This window comes from Arthrobacter sp. UNCCL28, from assembly GCF_900102805.1.
GTDB classification, from domain to species: Bacteria; Actinomycetota; Actinomycetes; order Actinomycetales; family Micrococcaceae; genus Arthrobacter; species Arthrobacter nicotinovorans_A.
Genome location: NZ_FMWE01000006.1, coordinates 281,696 through 302,280, shown reverse-complemented (window position 1 = coordinate 302,280; position 20,585 = coordinate 281,696). Strand labels below are relative to the sequence as shown.

Genomic DNA, 20,585 nt, shown 5'->3' with positions numbered 1-20,585 from the left:
CGGCTCCGGTGCCCAGGGCGATGGTGACGGTGCCGGCGGTGACGGCCTGGGAGGCGGAGGTCGAGGAGGTGAATGCGCCGTAGGTGCCCATTCCGGCGACGGCGGCTGCGGTGCCGACCAGTGCGACGGAAGCGAGGATCTTGCCGGAGGTGGTCTTGAGGCTGATGGCCATGGGAATCAGTGTCCTTTCGGTGGGCCACCGTGGGACCGGCCGGCCTGTTCTTTGGTGTCTGCCTGACTGGCTGACAAGAACTACTGTGCCGGGGCAGGATCAAGAACAAATCCTGCAAACCCGCAACACTTCCTCAGGAAAAACTCAAGACTCCCGCACCGCCCCAAATGAGCAGTTTTGGAGAAGCCCGCAGCTCCGGGGCGCCGTAGTTTTGGAGTATCCAATCACTATCGAGCAGTACGCGAAGAGGAGCCCGCCATGGCTGAAACAGGAACCACCAACAAGACCAAGTCCTACGACGGTTTTTCGGAGGAAGAGCGCGCCGCAATGAAGGAGCGCGCGCAGGAACTGAAGAAAGCCCCGCGCAAGAAGGCATCCGCGGCGGACGGAGAAGCTGACGTCCTGGCCAAGATCGCGGAGATGCCGGAGGCGGACAAGGTCATGGCGGAGCGACTCCACGCGATTGTCAGCGAGCACGCACCGGAACTCACGCCCAAGACCTGGTACGGAATGCCGGCCTACGCCAAGGACGGGAAGAACATCGTCTTCTTCAAGAGCGCCGACAAATTCAAGAGCCGTTACGCCACGCTCGGCTTCGAAGAGAACGCCACACTCGACGACGGCGACATGTGGCCCACCTCGTTTGCCGTCAAGGAGATCACGCCGGAGGTTGAAGCGAAGATCGTGGAGCTGATCAAGAGGGCCGTGGGGTAGCGGGCTTGCAGCGGGTCGCGCCTTGTGCGTTGCGCCTAGACGCCCCGCCTAGTGCGTTGGGTCCGGGTGCGGCGGCATCGGCCCGGGGTCCGGAGCGGGGGACGGCCCGGGAGTGGGGTTTGGATCCGGAATGGGGCTGGGCGGGAACGGTGTGGTGGGGTCAGGCGGCGGTGGCACCGGCCCGGGATCCGGGGGAAACGGCTCGGGCTCATGTGTTGGCGGAAGGGTCATGATCTCTCCTTGGCGCACTCAGGTGTCTTGCTTCGGGCAGATACCGGCAGCCTACTCCGGGCGGCTCGTCAGCTGTAGGTCTGGCTGAATGCATATTTCTAGGTCATATGACCTAGAATCAACATCATGAATGATCTCCTAGAACTTGATCCCCTCGGTCCAGTGCTGATCGTGGGCGGCTACGGCACAGTTGGCACGGCACTCACGCATCTCGCCGGGACGCAGTGGCCGCTGCTCCTCACCGGCAGGAACCCGGGCCGGGGCAGCCACCTTGCGGGCGGAAACGTGACGGTTGAAAGGTGGGACCTCGGCCAGCCGGAACCCTTCGCAGCAAAAGCCAGGGCCGTCATCAGCACCGTCAACGACCCTGACGACAGAGTGCTCCGCGCAGCCGTCAGTGCCGGAATTCCCTATGTTGACGTCACCCGATGGACCAGCCGCGTCACCAGGGCCACCGCGCAGGCAACACTTATGCGTCCCACTGCTCCGGTCCTGCTGAGCTCGGGCTGGATGGGCGGGGTGGTCAACATCGTGGCAGCAGCTCTGGCCCAGGACGCCGGCGGTGGGGACCAGATCGACGTCGCCATCCGCTACGACATCAACGACACCGCTGGAGTCGATTCCGTCGACTTCATGGACAGGCTGGGACTGGACTTCGAAGTACGAAAAGGCGGTAAGGCCGCCGTCGTGCGTCCTCTGGGCGATACCCGCTGGGTGGACATCGCCGGGCACCGCACCAAAGTGGCCCGGCTCGATACCCCCGAACAGTTCACCCTCCCGCTCACCCTCGGCGCCGGTTCGGTGGCCACCCGGATCGGTTTCAGTTCAAAGACATCCACGACGGCGCTGCTCGCCGCCGGCGCGGTGGGACTGTTCCGTTGGGGGAGCGGTGAGCGGTGGGCGCCGCTGCGGCGTTCCCTTTTGTACTCGCCCGGTGCGGGCGGAACCGCCCACATCCGAGTCGATGTGAGTGGGCCAAATGGGCTGCGAACGGCCGTCATTTCAGATCCGCAGGGCCAGGCACATCTGACCGCCTTGGGCGGATTGCTGGGGCTGCACAACGTCCTGGCGGCCGGGGCCACACCGGGAGTTTCGTTCCCGGAATCGGATAAGGATCCGGGCGCTTCCCTCGCAAAGCTTGAAACGCACGGTGTGACAATATTGAGGTCATGACCGAAAGCAAGGGCGCCCTGAGAAAGGCGGCGCTCCTTGACGCCGCTGAAGAAGTGCTGGTCAGCAAGGGCAACGCAAACGCTGCAATGCGGGACTTTGCCGCTGCCGCGGGGGTGCGGATCGGACATTTGCAGCACTACTTCCCAACCCGGTCCGACCTCCTCCGGGCTGTCCTTGAGCGGGCCTTGGAACGCTCACTGCGGCGGCTGGAGGAGACGGCCGGATTCGAGCTCAGCTCCGATGCGACAGGCAGCATCTCCCGCGAGGATTCCCATCGTCTGCTCACTGCGTTGCTTCAGGAGCATTCCGCGTTGGCCGAGGTGAGGATGCATCTTGAGATCTGGGCGCTGGCGGCCTCGGATGAGCACGCGGCCGGTGCTTTGCGTTCGTTTTACGCCCAGTACACCGGGCACGTAGAAGGCGTGGTCAGGCGCGGAAGGCCGGAGCTGCCGGAGTCCTCACCCACTGGGGTGGCGGCCGCGATCGTCAGCCTCTTTGAGGGAGCAGCCGTCACCCGATCCGAGATCGCCGGGTTGCGGACTGCCTCCGGTGACGAAGCCATCATCCGAACCGCGCAGTGGTTGATCCACGGACAGGAAACCGCCCAGTGACCCTCCTGACGCCCACTCCCGCACAGCTCCGTTGGCAACAACTCGAATTCGGCGCCTTCATCCATTTCGGCATTAACACCTTTGCCGGCAAGGAGTGGAGCGACGGAACCCTTCCGGCGTCTTTGTTTAACCCTCAAGGGCTCGACGCCGGCAGCTGGGTCCGCACGGCAAAGGATGCCGGCGCGAGGTACTTGATCCTCACAGCCAAGCACCACGACGGATTCTGCCTCTGGCCCACTGCCACCACTGACTACTCGGTGGAGTCGTCCCCGTGGCGCGGTGGTTCCGGCGATGTCGTCCGCGAGGTTGCCGAGGCCTGTGCAGAACAGGGCGTAGGACTGGGCCTCTACCTGTCGCCTTGGGACCGGAACGCGGACTGCTACAGCGACCCGGCAGCGTATGACGACTTCTACGTCCAGCAACTTACGGAGCTCTGCACCGGCTATGGGCCCCTCATGGAGTTGTGGTTCGACGGTGCCGGGTCCGTGGGACGGGAGTACGACTGGGACCGGATCATCGGCGTCGTTAAGGAGCATCAGCCCGACGCCATGGTCTTCAACATGGGCCAACCCACCATCCGCTGGGTGGGCAACGAGAACGGCCTGGCGTCGGATCCCGTGAACTATGTGGTGGACCGAACGTCCGATACCCAGTACACCGATTCCACTTCGGGGCTGCGGGCCGAACACTATTTGCCGCCGGAGTGCGATGTTTCACTCCGTCGCGGCTGGTTCTGGCACCCGGACGATGAACCCAAATCCACGGAACACTTACTCGCCATCTACTACCAATCGGTGGGAATGGGTGCGAACCTCCTGCTGAACCTGACGCCCGACACCCGTGGGCTCATTCCTGAGCAGGATGTGGCCAGGCTCCGGGAGTGGAAAGTCGAGCTGGACCGTCGCCTTTCCGGCGCTGTAGAGGCAACCGTGGAACATTACGACGGCGGAGCGACCCTGACCTTTCCCGCTGCGGTGACGTTCAATCACCTCGAGCTGGTGGAAGACCTGGGTTCCGGGCAGCGGATCACACGGCACGAGGTGTTTGCTGGTGGCGTTGGTGATGGGGGCGTCCTTGTTGGTGATGTTGGTGATGGGGGTGTCCTTGTTGAGGGGAAGACGGTAGGCAACCGGCGCATCCACCAACTGCCCGTTGTCACCGCAAATAGGTTGCACGTGAAACTTTCCGGAGCGGGCGATACCGGAGCTGATGGCGGTCTTGCCAGCGGTGTTGCCCGCAATGTTCCGGGCGGGGGCACGGGCGGCGGGGGAAGGCTTAAGTCGGCGCGCGTCTACACCGGAGCCCTGGATGCTGGAGTGCCCACGATCCCCGAAGGATACGAGGCCCCCACGGACGCGCCGGACTAGCGTTCCCGCCCTTTGGAAGGTTCGCGGGTGTGGAGTACCCGTTGGTGCTGGGGTGGGTGCACGTTGGGGTACCCGGTTGGGGTGCCTGTTGTGCTGGCGGGGCGACCCAACGGTGCCCGCGCTGCGCCCGGCATTTTCATCGGCCCGGGGTGTCGCTCAGCCCGGGACCATTGCGGCCCAGGGGCTTCTCCGGATGGTGCGAGGAAAGTCCCGGGCGGCCGGTCTAATAATGTCGGTGCCTCTTGCGAGAGTTGAGGCATGAAGCATCTTGGGGACGGGCGGGCAAGGGCAGCGGTGTCTGCTGTGCCTGTTGTTTCCTCGGCCCGGGGTGTCGCTCAGCCAGGGACCATTGTGGCCCAGGGGCTTCTCCGGATGGTGCGAGGAAAGTCCCGGGCGGCCGGTCTAATAATGTCAGTGCCTCTTGCGAGAGTTGGAGCATGAAGCAGATCGGGGCAAGGCAAGCACAGGCAACGGTGTCTGCTGCGCCCGTTGTTTCCTCGGCCCGTGGTGTGGCGCAGGCCGGGACCATCAGCGGTGACCTTATTGCTCAGTTGCGGATGCTGGAGGAAATGAAGTCGGCCATCTCCGGTTTGCAGGCGCAGATTGCTGTGGCGTTTGATCTGGCCCAACGCGCTGAACAGGCCGAAGCGGGAGTACCTGCGGCCGAGCGTGGCAAGGGTGTTGGTGCGCAGGTGGCGTTGGCGCGTCGGGAATCACCGAACCGCGGCTCACGGTTGTTGGGCCTCGCCAAAGCCCTGGTCACGGAGATGCCTCGAACTCTGGCGGCGTTGAACAAAGGCCTGCTCAACGAGTGGCGGGCCACGCTGCTGGTCAAGGAAACAGCCTGCCTGTCCGTGGAAGACCGGGCCGCGGTGGACGCCGAACTCGCCCCGACACCGGAACCTTCGACGGTGCCGGAGACAAAGCCATCATCGCCGCCGCGAAAGCTGCCGCGTACCGCCGTGACCCACGGTCCGTGGCCCAACGCGCCAGCCACGCCGCCACCGAACGAACCGTCAGCCTCAGACCGGCGCCGGACACCATGACGTACCTGACCGCGCTGCTTCCGGTCGCCCAAGGCGTGGCCGTGTACGCGGCACTGACCCGGACCGCTGACTCTGCCCGGTCCAGCGGTGACCCCAGGACCCGCGGCCAAGTCATGGCCGACACCCTCGTTGAACGGACCACCGGCACCCCCGGCGGGATCTCCGGGGTTGAACTCCAAGTCGTCATGACCGACCGCACCCTGTTCCAAAGCGATTCCGAACCCGCCCGGCTCCACGGCTACGGCATCGTCCCCGCACCCTGGGCAAGAACCCTGATCGGCGCAGCAGAAGAGACGCCAGCACGAGGAAAACAACCACCCGAACAGGGCCGGCAACCAGCACGAGGTGCCGCAGCAACCCACCCCGAACAGCCGGTTCAGCCGACAAGCTACCGATCACGGTGGGCGGAGACACCAACACCAGCCCCAGACAGCCCGACAGGCCACGGATCACCGCCGGGCATCCGGTCAACATCCGGTCAGGGCCGGCAACCAGCACGAGGTGCCCCCGCACAGGGCCTGCAGCCGGCACCCGAACCGGACCAGGAGTTCAAGGTCTGGCTCCGGCGGCTCTACACCGCGCCCGAAAGCGGTGAGCTGCTGGCCATGGACTCCAAAGCCAGGCTCTTCCCGCACCGGCACCGGCGATTCATCGAAGCCCGCGACCATACCTGCAGGACACCGTACTGCGACGCGCCCATCCGGCATATCGATCACGTCGTGCCGTGGCGCTCCGGCGGGGCCACCACCCTGGACAACGCAGCAGGGCTCTGCGAAGCATGCAACCACACCAAAGAAAACCCTGGCTGGGCCGCCACACCCCTGCCCGAAGACACCCACACCCTGAGCATCAGCACCCCCACCGGACACACCTACCAATCCAAAGCACCACCACTACCCGGACACCGACCCTCCAGAACATGATGAAGCGCAGTTCGCGCTTTTGAAGTGCTACTCGCGGCTGCCCTCATGCCGATGCGCCGGGACACGTTTCGCGGCCTTACGCCTCTCTGTGAAAACACCGCACGGGGTGCCGGCGGGCTGCCGTGAAGCACCCGGCAAAAGTTTTCAAAAAAAGTTCGTCACCGCCGTAACCCTTTGGGTTGTCCCGTCGATTACGTCTGTGAAAGGGCCGAGCTGGAATTTGTCCCCCATCATGTTCCAGCTCGGCTCTTCCTTGTCCACAGCAGTTTTTCCGGACAAGCGGGTCTTCCCTGGGGATGACCCGTCAAAGCAGTTACCCTTGGTGGGGTCGTCCGTCGTACACGTCGGGTGACCTGGCTGGAAAGCCACGGACCTGCCGCCGATCGAAAGTCCCACAACTGTGACTGACGCGTTGACCGACGAAGCGCTGCATGCGCTCAAGGGCAATACCGCGGAATTGTTCAGCGCCGTTTACCAGGCCTACGCGGGCCAGGTCCTCGGATACCTGACGGCCAAAGGCGTGCCTGATCCTGAGGCAACTACACAGGACGTGTTCCTGGCGGTGTTGCCCAGGCTTGATGACTTGGATGGTGGGCTCAACGGCCTGCGGACCTTCATCTTCTCGGTGGCCCCTGCACGCATGGTGGATGAGCACAGGAAGCAAAGTCGAGCACCAATCCAGCACGAGTTCGAGCCTGAGCGGGACACCCGCGAATCGAGCTCCGCAGAGGCCGAAGCGCTGTCCAGGCTGGCGCCGTCTGAGGTCGCCGCACTTCTGGACAACCTGGGTGACGACCAACGGGAGGTCCTGAATCTCCGCATCGTGGCCGGCCTAACGGTTGAACAGGTGGCCGACATCATGGGGAAGTCATCTGGCGCAGTCAAGCAATTACAGCGCCGGGCCCTCATAACGCTCCGTGAGCATTCGGCAGTAAAGGAATACGTGTCGCCATGACATCCAGGGATACTGAACGCGAAGAGATCGTGGACGAGCTCCTGCTCGACGCCGATCTTGCCGACGACTCAGACGTGCGGCGGGCACTGGTTTCGCTGGGCGCCTTTGCAACATTTCCTGCTCCTGCCCCCAGTCCTGAGCTTGCTGCGATGATCGCAGGCCCACACGATGAATTGTCCAAGCGCCGTTGGCGTCACCAACACCGGACCGCGGTGGTCAGTATTGCTGTTGTGGCTGCCATGGGGCTTGGGGTCAGTGGCGTTGCCGCCGCCAGCTCTGGTTTCACCCGGAACCCGTCCTTCATTGACCAGCTCATCAGCAACTTCCAACCTCGGTCACCAGCAGCGGCCCCGGAAATGCCCCTGCCCGACGCTCCCAGGGTCAGTACGGAACCGGCCCCCGCCTCGGATCCTGCGTCTGCTTCAGATCCCACATCAGTTCCGTCGGACTCAAAGACACAGTCAATTCCCGTGCCCACGGCGGCGCCCGCTGATAATCAGGCACAGGCACAGGCACAGGCACAGGCACAGGCACAGGCACAGGCACCCGTGCCGGCAGATCCCTCGCAGGAGGCAGCGAACCGTGCCGTGCCGAAGCCTGGCCTGCCAAACAATGCCAACCCCAACCCTGTCCCGCCACACCAACTACTTCAAGGCCCAGCCCCCGAGCCCCAGCCACGATTGAACCAGGTCACTCGCCGAGGCGCGGAGGCCACTAAGGCGGAAACACCAAAAACCGACGCCGGGAAGCCAGCCAAGCCCGGGACCAACGTCAAGCAAGGGCCGCAGCTTCCTCCGGTGTCCCAAAAAAGTACCGAGGAACAGTTTCAGGCCGCGATAGACGAGTGGAAGAAGCGGCTGAAGCAGGGTCACCGCTAGGCGCCTTGGCGCGTGGCTCCGGCCGTAGGCCAGAACTTGGCGGGTGGCTCCAGCGGTAGGCCAGAACTTGGCGCGTGGCTCCGGCCGTAGGCCAGAACTTGGCGGGTGGCTCCAGCGGTAGGCCAGAACCCGGTGCGTGGCTCCAGCCCTACGCCAGAACCTGGCGCTTGGAAGAAATAACCCCGGTGTCGAAGCCGGCCAAGTGGAGGCCGCCGTGGAAACGGGCGTGCTCGATCTTCACGCACCGGTCCATCACCACATTCAGGCCCGCTGCTTCGGCATCACGGGCAACCTCTTCATGCCACGAACCGAGTTGCAGCCACAGGGTCTTCGCTCCCGCCGCGATGGCTTCGTCGAGGACGCCGGGGAGGTCGTCGTGCTTGCGGAAGACATCCACAATATCCGGGGATTCGGGGAGGTCGGCCAGGGAGGCGTACGTCGGCTGGCCCAGGATTCCCTTGACTACCGGGTTCACAAAGTACACCTTGTACCGGGTGGACGACTGAAGGTAGGTTGCCACGAAGTAGCTGGCCCGCGACGGTTTGTCCGAGGCTCCAACGATCGCGATGGACTTCGCCTGTCGGAGGAGCGCCAGGCGTTCCGGAGCGGAGGGGCCTTCCCAAGTGCGTGCAGCGGTGCTCATGCCTTCACTCCTACTGTTGAATCGCCCGCAGCGTGAATGCCGGCACCCTGGGATTCAGGGGCACCCTGGGCTTCGAGGGCACTGCGGGTTTCAAGGGCCTCATCATCTGCAGAATCGCCCGCAGATTGGGCCTCAGTCAGCGCCTGGTCAAGGTCCCAAAGGATGTCCTCCAGGTCCTCCAAGCCAACTGAAATACGGACCAGATCCTCCGGAACGCCTGCAGACTCCAGCTGTTCGGCGCTGAGTTGCTGGTGCGTGGTGGAGCCAGGGTGGATTACGAGGGTTCGTGAGTCGCCAACGTTGGCCAGGTGGGAGGCCAGTTGCAAGGACTCAATGAACTTTTGCCCGGCAGCACGGCCACCCGCAACACCGAACGAGAACACCGATCCCGGCCCCTTGGGCAGGTATTTGCGGGCCCGTTCAAAGTGCGGGTGGGACGGCAGACCGGAGTAGTTCACGTAGGCCACGCGGGGATCTGCGTCCAGCCACTCCGCCACGGCCTGGGCGTTCTTCAGGTGCTCGTCCAGTCGCTGGGGGAGTGTCTCAACGCCCTGCAGGAGCTGGAATGCGGATAAGGGAGAGAGCGCCGGACCGATGTCACGCAGGTGCTCGCAGCGGAGTTTGGTGAGGAAACCATACTCACCGAAGTTGCCCCACCACGAGACGTTCCCATAGGATGCCACGGGCTCGGTCATCATGGGGAATTTACCGTTGCCCCAGTTGAAGCGGCCGCTCTCCACAATGACACCGCCCAGGGTGGTGCCATGGCCGCCGAGGAACTTCGTGGCCGAGTGGATCACAATGTCGGCGCCGTGCTCAAACGGCCGCACGAGGTAAGGCGTGCTCAAGGTGGCGTCAACCACCAAGGGGATACCGGCGTCGTGCGCTACCTTGGCCAGCCCCGCGAGGTCCTGGACTTCCGAGGACGGGTTGGCCACCACTTCGACGAACAGTGCCTTGGTGTTTTCCTGGATGGCCGCAGCGTAGTCCGCGGGGTCGGTTCCGGGCACAAACGTGGTGTCCACGCCGAAACGGCGCAGCGAAACGTCCAACTGCGTCACGGTGCCGCCGTAGAGCTGCGAAGCGGCCACAATGTGGTCACCGGATTGGGTCAAGGCGGCAAAGGTGATGAATTCAGCGGCCATGCCCGACGCCGTTGCTACCGCCCCGATTCCGCCCTCAAGGGATGCGATGCGTTCTTCGAAAGCCGCGACGGTGGGGTTGCCGATGCGTGAGTAGATGTTGCCGTACTTCTGCAGCGCGAAGAGGTTGGCGGCGTCGTTGGTGTCCTTGAAGACAAACGACGTGGTCTGGTAGATGGGTACCGCGCGGGCGCCGTGCTCGGCGTCGGGAGTGCCGCCGGCGTGCAGGGCGCGGGTGCGGAAGCCAAAGGTACGGTCAGCCATCAGACGGCCACCGACTCTGCGACAGGTGTGGAGGCGACGGGTGTGGAGGAGAGGTCCAGCTCGGTGCCGTTCCTGCGTGCGAGGTCGGCTTCGAGTTCGCGGACGATCGGGAGGATGTCCTGCCCGAACGCGGCGATCTCTTCCTGGAAGTGCAGGTAGCCGGTGAGGAACAGGTTCACGCCGATCTTCTTGTATTCCACGATCCTCTCGGCGATCTGCTCCGGCGTGCCGATCAGCTGGGTCTTGAAGCCATCGTTGTACTGGACCAGGTCCTCGAACGTGGAGTCGGCCCACATGCCCTTGCCGTCCTTGGTGGACGCGCCGGCTTCCTGCACGGCATCGCGGAACCCCTGGACTGCGGGCTTGTGTGCTTTCTCCACGATCTCGCGGAGGGTATCGCGGGCTTCCTTCTCCGAGTCGCGGGCAATCACGAAGCCGTTGAGCCCAAAGCGCGGGGCAGCAAGGGCCCCTTCGGTGCCGCGCTTCGTCTCGCCGGACGCTGCAACGACGCCGGCAATGTTGTCCTTGAAACCCTCAAGGTCCTTGCCGTTGGAGAAGTACCAGTCCGCTACTCGACCCGCGGTGGCCTGTGCCGCCGTCGAGTTTCCGCCGAAGAAGATTTCCGGGTGCGTCCGGCCGGGAACGTCAACGGGTGCCGGGTTCAGGGTGAAGTCGGTGATGTTGTAGTACTTGCCGCCTTGGCTGTAGCCCTGTTCGGTCCACAGGCCCCGGAGGACGTTGATGAATTCCTCGGTGCGGACGTAGCGTTCGTCGTGCTCCAGCCATTCGAGGCCGAAGTTGATGAACTCGCTCTTGAGCCAGCCCGAGACGATATTGACGGCGGCTCGACCATTGGAGATGTGGTCCGCGGTGATGATGTACTTGGCCAGCACACCGGGGTGCCACATGCCCGGGTGGACGGCGGCTATGACCTTGAGTCGCTCCGTCGCAGCCAGCAGCGCAAGGCTGAAGGACGTAGCTTCGTGCTGCTTGTCCGCACCGTAGGAAGCCGCGTAACGGGTCTGCGTGAGCGCGTATTCAAAGCCGGAGTTCTCGGCGATCCGTGCGAGCTTTTTGTTGTAGTCGAAGTCCCAGCCGGTGCGCTGCTCGATGGTGGACACCACCAGGCCGCCGGAGACGTTGGGAACCCAGTAGGCGAATTTGAGCGGCTCGGAGAGTCGGGCGACGTTGCTGATCTCGGTCATGAATTTTCCTTTACTAATGCCCGCTCGCGCAGGACGTCCTGGATGCCGGCAATCGCCGGTTCGTTCTGGAGCGAGGTGGTATCGCCCAGGGCGGTTCCCTCGAACAGTTGGGTCAACAGCCGGCGCATGATCTTGCCGCTGCGGGTCTTGGGTACGTCGGCAACCACGACGACGTCGCGCGGCTTGGCGATCGGGCCGATCTCCTTGGCAACGTGGTTGCGGAGGTCGTTGGTGACGTCCGCAGCCGGCCCGCCGGAGGCGTCGCCGTTCGCGGCAGCCACGGCATCGCTGCGGAGGACTACGAACGCCACCACTGCGTGCCCGGTTGTGGGATCGGCGACGGGACAGACTCCGGCCTCCACCACGTCCGGGTGGGAGACCAGTGCGGACTCGATCTCGATGGTGGACAGCAAGTGGCCCGAAACATTGAGGGTGTCGTCCACGCGCCCGAGGATCCAGATGTCGCCGTCGGTGTCGTATTTTGCACCGTCACCGGCAAGGAACCAACCCTGCTCCGGGTACTGGCTCCAGTAGGAATCGAAGTAGCGGCGCGGGTTGCCCCACACGGTCCGGGCGATAGCGGGGCCGGGGCGGTCCACCACGATGAAGCCCTGGACGCCCGGTGCTGAAAGTACCCCGGCCTGGTCCACTACCCGCGTGCTCACACCCGGCAATGAACGCGCGGCGCAACCAGGCTTGAAGTCCGTGTCCGTGGGCGAGGGCGACATGATGCAGGCGCCGGTCTCGGACTGCCACCACGTATCAACCATGGGAGCGGTGCCGCCGCCGATGTTGTCGCGGAGCCAGCGCCAGGCTTCGGGATTGACCGCTTCGCCCACGGTTCCCAGGACACGGATGGACGAGAAATCGTAGCTGTCAGGGACGCCGTCGGGAAACCAGCCCATGAGGGACCGTACCAAGGTGGGAGCGGTGTAATACTGGGTGACCTTGTAGCGCTCGATGATCTCGAAGTGACGGCCCGGGTGCGGGGTGTTGGGTGTGCCCTCGAAGATCACCTGCGTCACGCCGTTGGAGAGCGGCCCGTAGATCTCGTACGTGTGCGCCGTGACCCAGGCGAGGTCAGCGGTGCACCAATGGACGTCACTGTCCCGCAGGGCCGGATCCGGGTTGCTGAAAAGGTACTCGAAGCTCCAGGACGCCTGGGTCAGGTAGCCGCCGGAGGTATGGACCAGGCCTTTCGGCTTTCCGGTGGTCCCGGAGGTGTACATGATGAACAGGGGAGTCTCGGCGTCGAAGGCTTCCGGCTCGTGAACGTCGGAGGCGGTGTCTACGACGTCGTGCCACCAGACATCACGGCCTCCTTTCATAGGGACGGAAGCGAGATCCCCGGCAGGGGTGGTCCGGTTGATGACCAGGACGTGTTCGATCGCGTTGTCACCGGCGACGGCGGCATCTGCGTTGTCCTTGACGGGCACGGCAACCCCGCGACGGTACTGCCCATCCGTGGTGACCAGGAGTTTTGCCCCCGTGTCCTCCACCCGGAAGCGCAGCGCCTCTGCGGAGAATCCGCCGAAGACCAGTGAATGGATCGCGCCGATGCGGGCCACAGCCAGGGTGATGATCACGGTTTCAGGAATCACGGGGAGGTAGATGACCACGCGGTCACCCTTGGTAATGCCCAAATCCAGGAGGGCATTGGCCGCTTTGCAAACTTCACGCTGCAGTTCGGCGTAGGTGATGGCGCGGCGGTCACCGGGTTCGCCCTCGAAGTACAAAGCCACCTTGCCACCGCGTCCGGCCAGTACATGCCGGTCCACGCAGTTGTACGCAACGTTCAGCTTGCCGCCGTCGAACCAGCGGATCTCCGGGCCGTGGCCCGCCTCGACGTCCACCGGCTTCCAGCTATGCGCTGTGTGCCAAGGCGCCGCCCAGTGCAATCGCCGGGCCTGCTCTTCCCAGAAATCCACTGCGGACCCGGCTTGGTCGAAACTGCCGTGACGCGCCCGCCCGCCGGAACCGGCGCCGTGCACAGCGCCGTCCGCAGGCTCAGTCGAGGACCATCCCGAAGAGCCAAGAGAGGAACCGGGCGCGTCAAGCAGCCCTGCTCCGGAGGCCGTCGCGTCCGAAGTGGATTGTGAAATTTTGGGTACGGCAGAAGTCATGCGTAATCTCCATGCCTGGAATTGGCGCAGGGCGGGTCAAGGGATGGTCGCCCTTGGGTCCGCCGGGATGGTCGAAGTCCACTCAACCGGATCGATCATTTCGCTCCTAATTGGCCGGTCTCGATGCGTAATATTCAGCGGCTAAGCAGCTTGGGTGCAAAAAGATGCAGATTATTCGGCAAAGCCGCTCACTGGCGGGCGGGAGTAGGCTTGGGTCATGATGCATGTCAACGATCCGGCGGTAGTGGAACGCTTGATGCGAACAAAAGGTACCTGGGCCATCGTTGGCCTCAGCACCAACCAATGGCGCTCCGCTTACGACGTCTCCCTCTACGTCCGGGACAAGATGGGCATGGAGATCATCCCCGTCAACCTCAAAGGGGAGGACGTCCACGGAGAGAAGGGGTACAAGACCCTTGCCGACATCCCGGAGTCAAGGCACCCGATTGACGTTGTGGACTGCTTCGTCAATTCCCAGCGGGTTGGCGCGGTGATCGACCAAGCCATTGCGATCGGGGCCAAGGCGGTGTGGCTCCAGTTGGGCGTATTCGACGACGAAGCCACCCAGCGCGCCAAGGACGCGGGCCTGGACGTGGTAGTGAACTCCTGTCCGGCACGCGAAGGCTGGCACTACGGCTTGTGATTCCGCGCCTTGTTCCTCTGTTAGATTGCACCTGAATCATTTCTTGAGTCTTGGGGGACAGCCATGCCGGGCGGCCATTCTGCGGTGCCACTTTCCACTCCCAGCAGACGGGCGGCCTTCGGACTCCTGGGTGCGTCCATGGTGGCCGGCCTGGCTGCCTGCACGCCACCTGAAAGCGCCCCACCTGAAAGTTCGACGCCGGTGCTGACGCCCAGTGGCGCTGCCGCCTCGCCCGAAGCGCCGGGTCCGAATGGTGCGCTGGCCGTCGGAGGCGAGATTCCGACGTCGTCCGCTACTCCCACACCAAGCCCGACCCCGGCCAAGCGCATCCGGCGCACCTTCATCCCGGACTACCAGCTGCCGCCGATCGTGGGCGGATTGGCGCCCGTGATTACCAAGATCGAGACCAAGCACCCGGTGGTGTTCCTGACCATCGATGATGGCAACATCAAGTCGCCGGAGTCGGTGAAGCTGATGGCGGAGTACGACTACCCGGCCTCACTCTTCCTCACCAGGGACACGGTGGCCGACAACCCGGCCTTCTTCAACGCGTTCAAGGCCCAGGGCAGCCTGGTTGAGAACCACACGGTCAGCCACAACATCAACATGGTCCGGCAGTGGGGTTACCAGCAGCAGGTGAACGACATGGTGGGAATGCAGGAGTACGCCTTCGCGCACTATGGCCGCCGGCCCACGTTGTTCAGGCCGCCGGGAGGTGCCTACTCCACCGTGATGCGCCAGGCCGTTGCGGCGTCGGGCATGAAAGCGATCATCACCTGGGAAGCGAAGGCGAACGCCGGGAAGATGGACTACCAAGTGGGCAACTCCTTGCGCCCCGGCGACATTGTGCTCATGCATTTCCGTGCTGAGTTTGCCGCAGACCTCGCCGCTTTCCGTGCCGCCCAATTGGCTGCAGGACTTGAAGTGGTGCTGCTGGAGGACTTCCTGGGGGTTGAGTAGGCTCGCTCCATGGACGTTTCCACCCTCCGTGCGATCTGCCTCGGCTTTCCCGGCGCCTTTGAAGACTTTCCGTTCGGACCCGAAACGTCCGTCTTCAAGGTCCGTGCCGCCGTCGCCGGTGGTGCACGCCACGAAGCCAAGATGTTCGCACTCTCCACCATGGATCCGGACAACTGGTCCGTGAGCCTCAAGTGCGAGCCGGCGCTGGCAGAGCAACTCAGGGCAGCAAATCCTGAGATCACCGGCGCCTGGCACATGAACAAGACCCACTGGAACGGCGTGCGGCTGGATGGGGCGCTGTCCGATGCCATGGTGCGGGACATGGTGGAGGACTCCTATGACCTGGTGGTGGCTACCCTCAGCCGCAAACAGCAGGAGCAACTGGGCTGGGCGCGGCTGGCAAAACCGCAGGGCAGCTGACACACCCGCGCGCACCCTCCCCACGGCGCTGACATGGGGCTAGATTGATACTGCATACCTAAGGACCTCAGCCAAGCGCTGGTCAGGAGCGGTTTGATGCTGGATCAGAAGACACTGGACCACCTATGGAATTTCCGCGATCCGGCAGCCTCGGAAGCCGCATTCAGGGCCGCGATGACCGGGGAAAAGTACGACGCCGACGAACGCGCCGAGCTCGCAACCCAGCTTGGGCGGGCCATCAGTCTGCAAGGCCGCTTCGAGGAAGCCGACGCGCTCCTGGACGGGATCGACGACGACGAACCCACCGTGGGCGTACGCATCCTTTTGGAGCGTGGCCGGGTTTTGAATGCCGGTGGCCGCTCTGCCATGGCCGTTCCGTTGTTGGAACAGGCTGCCGAGTTGGCGGACCACCTTGGTGAGGAATTCCTGGCCGTGGATGCACTCCATATGCTCGCGCTTGCGGACACCGCACACGCCGAGGTGTGGATGCGAAGTGCCTTGGAATATGCCTCCACGGCCTACGATGAGCGAACCAGGCACTGGATGATTGTTTTGCACGTTGCCCTTGGGACGTTTCTGCGGGGTAAAAACCGGCTCACGGAGGCCTTGGCGGAGTTCCAATTAGCCGAACAATGGGCGGAACGACTGGGATCCGAGGCCCATGGGGCGTTGGCCCGGGAAGCCATCACTGAGTGCGGAAAGGCCCTCGCCGAAGGCCCGTAGAAAGATCACGCTTTGACAAATGTTGATCGAAACTGCCGCGAAATATTGATTTTCGATCATTCGTGGTGAATTATGTCACAGAAGGTTGGTGCTGCCAGAGCGCCAACCCAGACTGTCTGACTGAACGGCCTTCCTGCCGCAACAGTCGACACTACGAGTCACTGGAGGGTTTAGAAATGAACGTTCAGCACCAGTCCGTCGGTCGCCGTGGATTCCTGCGTGGAGCACTCGCTGCAGCCGTGCTCGTGCCCATGGGGGGAACCATTGCTTCATGCGCCGCGGGTGGCGGCACCACCACCGCCGGCCCCACGGGCACCGTCTCCGACACCAACCCGTTCGGCATGGCTGACAAGGCCGCCCTCGACGCCGTGATCTTCAAGGGTGGCTACGGGATCGACTACGTCGAGTTCGCCGGCAAGATCTTCGAAAAGACACATGAGGGCTCCACAGCCAAGATTTCCCCGTCAACGGACATCGCCCAGGAACTCCAGCCCCGCTTCGTCGGTGGCAACCCGCCGGACCTGATCGACAACTCCGGCGCCAAGGCCATTGGCTTCAGCACCATCCTTGCCCAGCTAGAGGACCTCACCAGCGTTGTGGAGGCCAAGAACCTTGAAGGCAAGGTCATCAAGGACACCCTGTACACAGGCGTACTGGCTCCGGGCACCTTCGACGGCAAGCTTGCTGCACTGAACTACGTCCTGACCGTCTTTGCTGTTTGGTACTCGGACTCCCTGCTCAAGGAAAACGGCTGGACCGTTCCGAAGACCTGGGATGAGATGTACGCACTCGGCGAGCAGGCCAAAGCCAAGGGCAAGTACCTCTTTGTCTGGGGCAAGGAAGCTGCCACGTACTACCAGGAACTGGCCATTGCCTCCGCCATCAAGGAAGGTGGCGACGACGTTCGCCTCGCCTTGGAGAACCTCAAGGCCGATTGCTGGTCGCACCCGGCTATCCAGTCCGTCTTCACGGCCCTGGACAAGATCGTCAAGGCCGGCTTCTTCAAGCCCGGTGGTTCCGGCACCCAGTTCACGGCCGCCCAGGCACAGTGGAGCAACGCCCAGGAGGCCGTGTTCTACCCCTCGGGTTCCTGGATCGAGAACGAAATGAAGGACCAGACCAAGGCCGGCTTCAACATGATGGGTGCCCCGGCCCCGTCCGTGAGCGCCAGCCCCAAGATGCCGCAGACAGCACTTCACAGCGCTGCAGGCGAGCCGTTCATTGTTCCGAGCCAGGGCAAGAACGCCGCCGGTGGCAAGGAGCTGCTCCGGATCATGCTCTCCAAGGAAGCTGCCACCAACTTCGCCAAAACCAAGCTCGCACCCACGATCGTCAAGGACACCGTCCCGGCCGATGGTTTCGGGTCCACGGCCCTGGTTTCGCAGACGAAGATGCTCAGCGACGCCGGCGAGAACATCTACACCTGGAACTTCATCGACCTGTACGGCACCAACAAGGACCAGCTGGTGGTTTGGAACACCTTCCTGGACGGCAAGTCCGACGTTGCAACCCTCACCTCGGCACTCCAGAACATCACCGACAAGGTCCGCAATGACAGCTCGGTCAAGAAGATCGAAGTGAAGTGACTTCAGTGAAAACTCAGCAGAGCCGGAACGACGACGGCCTGGCCGCCGTCGTTCCGGCGCCGGCTCCACCGCAAGTGATTAAGCGGCGGCGGAAGCCGTTGACGTGGGACAAGGTCAGTTTCTTTGCCGTCTTCCTCGGACTGCCGTTGGCGATCTACCTCTTGTTCGTCATTTGGCCGTTCATCCAGGCGTTCGGATATTCGTTGACGGACTGGTCCGGTTTTTCGCCGAACCAGAACTTCATCGGCCTTGAAAACTACGTGAAGATCTTTACCGACGACATCTTCATGAAGGCGATGTCCAACAACATCGTCCTGGTGATCTTCCTCCCGATCATCACCATCATCCTCAGTTTGGTCCTTGCCTCGCTGGTAACGGTCGGCGGAAGCAGCAAAGGCCAGATCAAGGGTTTGCGCAATTCCGGCTTCTACCGCGTGGTCTCGTTCTTCCCGTACACCATTCCCGCAGTGGCCATCGGCATCATGTGGGGGCAGATCTACGATCCCTCCGGCGGGCTGCTGAACGGCATCCTCACCGGAATGGGCCTGGACCAGTTCAAGGACTTCGCTTGGCTGGGTGACAAGAACACCGCCATGATCGCCACGATGTTCGTGATTGTGTGGGGCTTCGTAGGCTTCTATATGGTCCTGTTCGTCGCCGGCATCAAGGGCATTCCTGCGGAGCTTTTCGAGGCCGCCAGGATCGACGGCGCGGGCCGCTTCCGTACCGCAATGTCCATCACCATCCCGCTGATCCGCGACAACATCCAGACCGCCTACATCTACATGGGCATCCTGGCTTTGGACGCGTTCGTTTACATGGCCGCGCTGAACTCCGGCGGTGGTCCGGACAATTCCACGCTGGTCATGGCACAGCAGTTGTTCTTCACGGCTTTCAGCAAGGGACAGTTCGGTCTCGCCAGCGCCATGGGCGTTGTGCTGGCCATTGCCACGCTGATCTTCTCCGGATTGGTGTTCCTGGTCAACCGGCTCACCGGCGGCGATAAGGATGTGAGCCTGTAATGAGTACCAAAGTCTCAACTCCGGAAATGAAGTCACTGCACTTCCAGCCCCGGACCCCGGCAACCACAAAGGGTGACAAAGTGGTGGGAGCGGTGTCCCACACTGCGCTGACCATCTGGACGCTGATCGTTATCCTGCCGCTCCTGTGGACGTTCATGTCCTCCTTCAAGACCTCCAGCGAGATTTTCGCTTCGCCGTTCGCCCTGCCCGGTGAATGGAAGCTGGACAACTACGTCAAGGCCTGGAGCGAAGCCGGCATCGGCAGCGCCTTCCTGAACTCGATCATTGTTGTGGCAGCAGCGCTGGTGATCGTCATGGTCCTGGGCGCGATGTGTGCCTATGTCCTGGCGCGGTACACCTTCCGGGGCAGCAGGGCCATCTACTACCTGATGCTGGCAGGCCTGACGTTCCCGATCTTCCTGGCCATGGTGCCTTTGTTCTTCGTCCTGAAGAACATGGGACTCCTGAACACCCTGCCCGGCCTGATCCTGGTGTACGTGGGCTTCGCGCTCCCGTTCACCGTGTTCTTCCTGTTCTCCTTCTTCAAGTCGCTGCCGCACGAAATTACCGAAGCAGCAGCCCTTGACGGCGCGGGGGAGTGGCGGACGTTCTTCCAGGTCATGCTGCCGATGGCAAAGCCGGGCCTGGCCTCGGTTGCCATCTTCAACTTCCTGGGTTTGTGGAACCAGTTCCTGATTCCGGTGTCCATCAACGCCGCCGGCCCGCGTGTCCTCTCCCAGGAACTCGCAGCCTTCGCCGGCCAGATGGGCTACGCGGTGGACTACGGCGCGCTGTTTGCAGCCGTCAGCGTCACCGTCATTCCGGTGCTCATTGTCTACGTGATCTTCCAGCGCCAGCTGCAGGGTTCCGTTTCGCAGGGCACGTCCAAGTAGTTCCTAAGTACTGCACCCAAGCTAACAAGCAGCGTTCGACGGCGGTCCCCACCTTTTGGTGGGGGCCGCCGTCGAGTTTTTGTACAGCTCCCGCCCTTTAGAAGGCCGTTTAAGGGCATTTCCTGTACAAAAACTCTGTCAGGATGGAACGGAATCTGTAGTGCAACGAAAGGCAGCAGCCCGTGATCTTCATTGTGGTCAAATTCAACGTCAAGCCCGACTGGTCCGAGCGCTGGCTGGACCTGGTGGCCGACTTCACCGAGGCAACCAGGGCTGAACCCGGCAACCTGTGGTTCGACTGGTCCCGCAGTGTGGACAACCCCCACGAATTCGTCCTGCTCGAAGCGTTCCAGGACGACGCCGCGGAGGCCCACGTCAACAGCGATCATTTCAAGAAGGCCATGGCGGACATGCCCCAAGCCCTCGCGGAGACTCCGCACATCATCAGCCGCCAGCTCGAAGGCAGCGGCTGGGACCGCATGGGCGAGTTGACCATCGAATAACTAGTCCTCGCTGTGGATCTCCCGTTGCCGTGCGCTGAGCAGCTCAAACTCCGGCCGGGCAGCCACGAACCGTTCGACGGCGTCGAGCATTTGCTGAAGGTGGGCGTGATCCGGGGCTACCAGCGCAACCCCGATCAACGCCCGTCGATGCTGGTCCTGAAGCCCGGTTTCGGCAGCTGAGACCTCGAAGCGCCGTTTCAACTCAGCGAGCAGCGGCCTCACCAGGGAGCGCTTCTCCTTGAGGCTATGGATATCTCCCAAAAGGACATCGAATTCAACCCAGCCGATCCACATAATTCATTATCACCGCAGGTCAGGGCGGGAGGAATGCGTTCTTGAGGGAATCTTGAGCCAATGCAGCAAGGGGCCTTGAGTTCCGTTCGGCAGT

The 20,585-nt window shown here is 63.0% G+C and carries 20 protein-coding genes and 1 pseudogene; 15 read left to right on the top strand and 6 right to left on the bottom strand.

All coding sequences use genetic code 11. From position 1 onward, the window contains the following. Window positions 1-91, bottom strand: a 91-nt coding sequence (locus tag BLQ01_RS22710; RefSeq protein ID WP_254779511.1) for a SipW-dependent-type signal peptide-containing protein, incomplete at its 3' end; no start/stop codon positions are given. A gap of 339 nt (window positions 92-430) precedes the next feature. On the opposite strand from BLQ01_RS22710, the gene BLQ01_RS17125 reads away from it, so the two are divergent. The 7 genes and pseudogenes from BLQ01_RS17125 (at window position 431) to BLQ01_RS22450 (ending at window position 8,070) form a co-directional block, all read left to right on the top strand. Further along, window positions 431-886, top strand: a complete 456-nt coding sequence (locus BLQ01_RS17125) for an iron chaperone (protein WP_091553042.1) — start codon at window positions 431-433, stop codon at window positions 884-886. A 357-nt stretch (window positions 887-1,243) separates the two neighbouring features. Beyond that, window positions 1,244-2,290, top strand: coding sequence for a saccharopine dehydrogenase family protein (locus BLQ01_RS17120; RefSeq protein WP_091553040.1), 1,047 nt, complete (start codon window positions 1,244-1,246; stop codon window positions 2,288-2,290). Then, entirely contained in the window at window positions 2,287-2,901 is a 615-nt protein-coding gene (locus BLQ01_RS17115; protein ID WP_091553039.1) for a TetR family transcriptional regulator, read from the top strand. Before BLQ01_RS17120 ends, BLQ01_RS17115 begins: the two co-directional genes overlap by 4 nt. Continuing rightward, a complete protein-coding gene (locus BLQ01_RS17110; RefSeq protein WP_254779507.1) occupies window positions 2,898-4,268 on the top strand; it encodes an alpha-L-fucosidase in 1,371 nt (456 codons plus the stop codon). The genes BLQ01_RS17115 and BLQ01_RS17110 overlap by 4 nt, the downstream gene beginning before the upstream one ends. 557 nt (window positions 4,269-4,825) lie before the next feature. Continuing rightward, window positions 4,826-6,237, top strand: a pseudogene (locus BLQ01_RS17105) (DUF222 domain-containing protein). Between the two features lie 400 nt (window positions 6,238-6,637). Next, on the top strand, window positions 6,638-7,192 hold the full coding sequence (locus BLQ01_RS17100; RefSeq protein ID WP_091553036.1) for an RNA polymerase sigma factor: 555 nt from the start codon (window positions 6,638-6,640) through the stop codon (window positions 7,190-7,192). Beyond that, a complete protein-coding gene (locus tag BLQ01_RS22450; protein ID WP_091553034.1) occupies window positions 7,189-8,070 on the top strand; it encodes a hypothetical protein in 882 nt (293 codons plus the stop codon). Before BLQ01_RS17100 ends, BLQ01_RS22450 begins: the two co-directional genes overlap by 4 nt. A 148-nt stretch (window positions 8,071-8,218) precedes the next feature. On the opposite strand, the gene BLQ01_RS17090 is transcribed toward BLQ01_RS22450, so the two are convergent. From BLQ01_RS17090 to acs, 4 genes are read right to left on the bottom strand one after another with little or no spacing between them, the layout of a single operon-like run. Further along, complete coding sequence (locus tag BLQ01_RS17090) at window positions 8,219-8,713, bottom strand: CoA-binding protein (protein WP_026548332.1); 495 nt, start codon at window positions 8,711-8,713, stop codon at window positions 8,219-8,221. Then, on the bottom strand, window positions 8,710-10,119 hold the full coding sequence (locus tag BLQ01_RS17085) for an O-acetylhomoserine aminocarboxypropyltransferase/cysteine synthase family protein (protein WP_026548331.1): 1,410 nt from the start codon (window positions 10,117-10,119) through the stop codon (window positions 8,710-8,712). Before BLQ01_RS17085 ends, BLQ01_RS17090 begins: the two co-directional genes overlap by 4 nt. Then, window positions 10,119-11,324 carry a dimethylsulfone monooxygenase SfnG gene (gene sfnG / locus BLQ01_RS17080; protein ID WP_091553033.1) on the bottom strand — a complete coding sequence of 402 codons (1,206 nt, stop codon included), beginning with the start codon at window positions 11,322-11,324 and terminating at the stop codon, window positions 10,119-10,121. Before sfnG ends, BLQ01_RS17085 begins: the two co-directional genes overlap by 1 nt. Next, the gene (acs, locus tag BLQ01_RS17075) at window positions 11,321-13,447 is read right to left on the bottom strand and encodes an acetate--CoA ligase (RefSeq protein ID WP_254779506.1); all 2,127 of its coding nucleotides are present in this window, start codon (window positions 13,445-13,447) and stop codon (window positions 11,321-11,323) included. Before acs ends, sfnG begins: the two co-directional genes overlap by 4 nt. Window positions 13,448-13,664: 217 nt before the next feature. On the opposite strand from acs, the gene BLQ01_RS17070 reads away from it, so the two are divergent. The 8 genes from BLQ01_RS17070 (at window position 13,665) to BLQ01_RS17035 (ending at window position 20,197) form a co-directional block, all read left to right on the top strand. Then, on the top strand, window positions 13,665-14,090 hold the full coding sequence (locus tag BLQ01_RS17070) for a CoA-binding protein (protein ID WP_091553031.1): 426 nt from the start codon (window positions 13,665-13,667) through the stop codon (window positions 14,088-14,090). Window positions 14,091-14,174: 84 nt separating this feature from the next. Further along, on the top strand, window positions 14,175-15,050 hold the full coding sequence (locus BLQ01_RS17065) for a polysaccharide deacetylase family protein (RefSeq protein ID WP_254779505.1): 876 nt from the start codon (window positions 14,175-14,177) through the stop codon (window positions 15,048-15,050). A gap of 9 nt (window positions 15,051-15,059) precedes the next feature. Beyond that, complete coding sequence (locus BLQ01_RS17060; protein WP_026548327.1) at window positions 15,060-15,470, top strand: MmcQ/YjbR family DNA-binding protein; 411 nt, start codon at window positions 15,060-15,062, stop codon at window positions 15,468-15,470. Between the two features lie 96 nt (window positions 15,471-15,566). Beyond that, on the top strand, window positions 15,567-16,193 hold the full coding sequence (locus BLQ01_RS17055) for a tetratricopeptide repeat protein (RefSeq protein ID WP_091553028.1): 627 nt from the start codon (window positions 15,567-15,569) through the stop codon (window positions 16,191-16,193). A gap of 176 nt (window positions 16,194-16,369) precedes the next feature. Further along, window positions 16,370-17,779 (top strand): N-acetylglucosamine/diacetylchitobiose ABC transporter substrate-binding protein, encoded by a 1,410-nt coding sequence (gene ngcE / locus BLQ01_RS17050; protein ID WP_026541795.1) that lies wholly within the window; start codon window positions 16,370-16,372, stop codon window positions 17,777-17,779. Between the two features lie 5 nt (window positions 17,780-17,784). Then, a complete protein-coding gene (locus tag BLQ01_RS17045) occupies window positions 17,785-18,801 on the top strand; it encodes a carbohydrate ABC transporter permease (RefSeq protein WP_091553063.1) in 1,017 nt (338 codons plus the stop codon). Beyond that, entirely contained in the window at window positions 18,801-19,694 is an 894-nt protein-coding gene (locus BLQ01_RS17040) for a carbohydrate ABC transporter permease (RefSeq protein WP_026541797.1), read from the top strand. The genes BLQ01_RS17045 and BLQ01_RS17040 overlap by 1 nt, the downstream gene beginning before the upstream one ends. Window positions 19,695-19,876: 182 nt before the next feature. Then, window positions 19,877-20,197 carry a putative quinol monooxygenase gene (locus tag BLQ01_RS17035; RefSeq protein WP_091553026.1) on the top strand — a complete coding sequence of 107 codons (321 nt, stop codon included), beginning with the start codon at window positions 19,877-19,879 and terminating at the stop codon, window positions 20,195-20,197. On the opposite strand, the gene BLQ01_RS17030 is transcribed toward BLQ01_RS17035, so the two are convergent. Then, window positions 20,198-20,491 carry a DUF503 domain-containing protein gene (locus BLQ01_RS17030; RefSeq protein WP_091553025.1) on the bottom strand — a complete coding sequence of 98 codons (294 nt, stop codon included), beginning with the start codon at window positions 20,489-20,491 and terminating at the stop codon, window positions 20,198-20,200. It abuts the gene before it with no gap. Window positions 20,492-20,585 lie beyond the last annotated feature (94 nt).

Coding starts and splice junctions, on each gene's coding strand:
- BLQ01_RS17060 (WP_026548327.1), top strand. CDS start 15,060: ATGGACGTTTCCACCCTCCGTGCGATCTGCCTCGGCTTTCCCGGCGCC.
- BLQ01_RS17115 (WP_091553039.1), top strand. CDS start 2,287: ATGACCGAAAGCAAGGGCGCCCTGAGAAAGGCGGCGCTCCTTGACGCC.
- BLQ01_RS17120 (WP_091553040.1), top strand. CDS start 1,244: ATGAATGATCTCCTAGAACTTGATCCCCTCGGTCCAGTGCTGATCGTG.
- BLQ01_RS17055 (WP_091553028.1), top strand. CDS start 15,567: ATGCTGGATCAGAAGACACTGGACCACCTATGGAATTTCCGCGATCCG.
- sfnG (WP_091553033.1), bottom strand. CDS start 11,324: ATGACCGAGATCAGCAACGTCGCCCGACTCTCCGAGCCGCTCAAATTC.
- BLQ01_RS17090 (WP_026548332.1), bottom strand. CDS start 8,713: ATGAGCACCGCTGCACGCACTTGGGAAGGCCCCTCCGCTCCGGAACGC.
- ngcE (WP_026541795.1), top strand. CDS start 16,370: ATGAACGTTCAGCACCAGTCCGTCGGTCGCCGTGGATTCCTGCGTGGA.
- BLQ01_RS17040 (WP_026541797.1), top strand. CDS start 18,801: ATGAGTACCAAAGTCTCAACTCCGGAAATGAAGTCACTGCACTTCCAG.
- acs (WP_254779506.1), bottom strand. CDS start 13,447: ATGACTTCTGCCGTACCCAAAATTTCACAATCCACTTCGGACGCGACG.
- BLQ01_RS17125 (WP_091553042.1), top strand. CDS start 431: ATGGCTGAAACAGGAACCACCAACAAGACCAAGTCCTACGACGGTTTT.
- BLQ01_RS17070 (WP_091553031.1), top strand. CDS start 13,665: ATGATGCATGTCAACGATCCGGCGGTAGTGGAACGCTTGATGCGAACA.
- BLQ01_RS17030 (WP_091553025.1), bottom strand. CDS start 20,491: ATGTGGATCGGCTGGGTTGAATTCGATGTCCTTTTGGGAGATATCCAT.
- BLQ01_RS22450 (WP_091553034.1), top strand. CDS start 7,189: ATGACATCCAGGGATACTGAACGCGAAGAGATCGTGGACGAGCTCCTG.
- BLQ01_RS17085 (WP_026548331.1), bottom strand. CDS start 10,119: ATGGCTGACCGTACCTTTGGCTTCCGCACCCGCGCCCTGCACGCCGGC.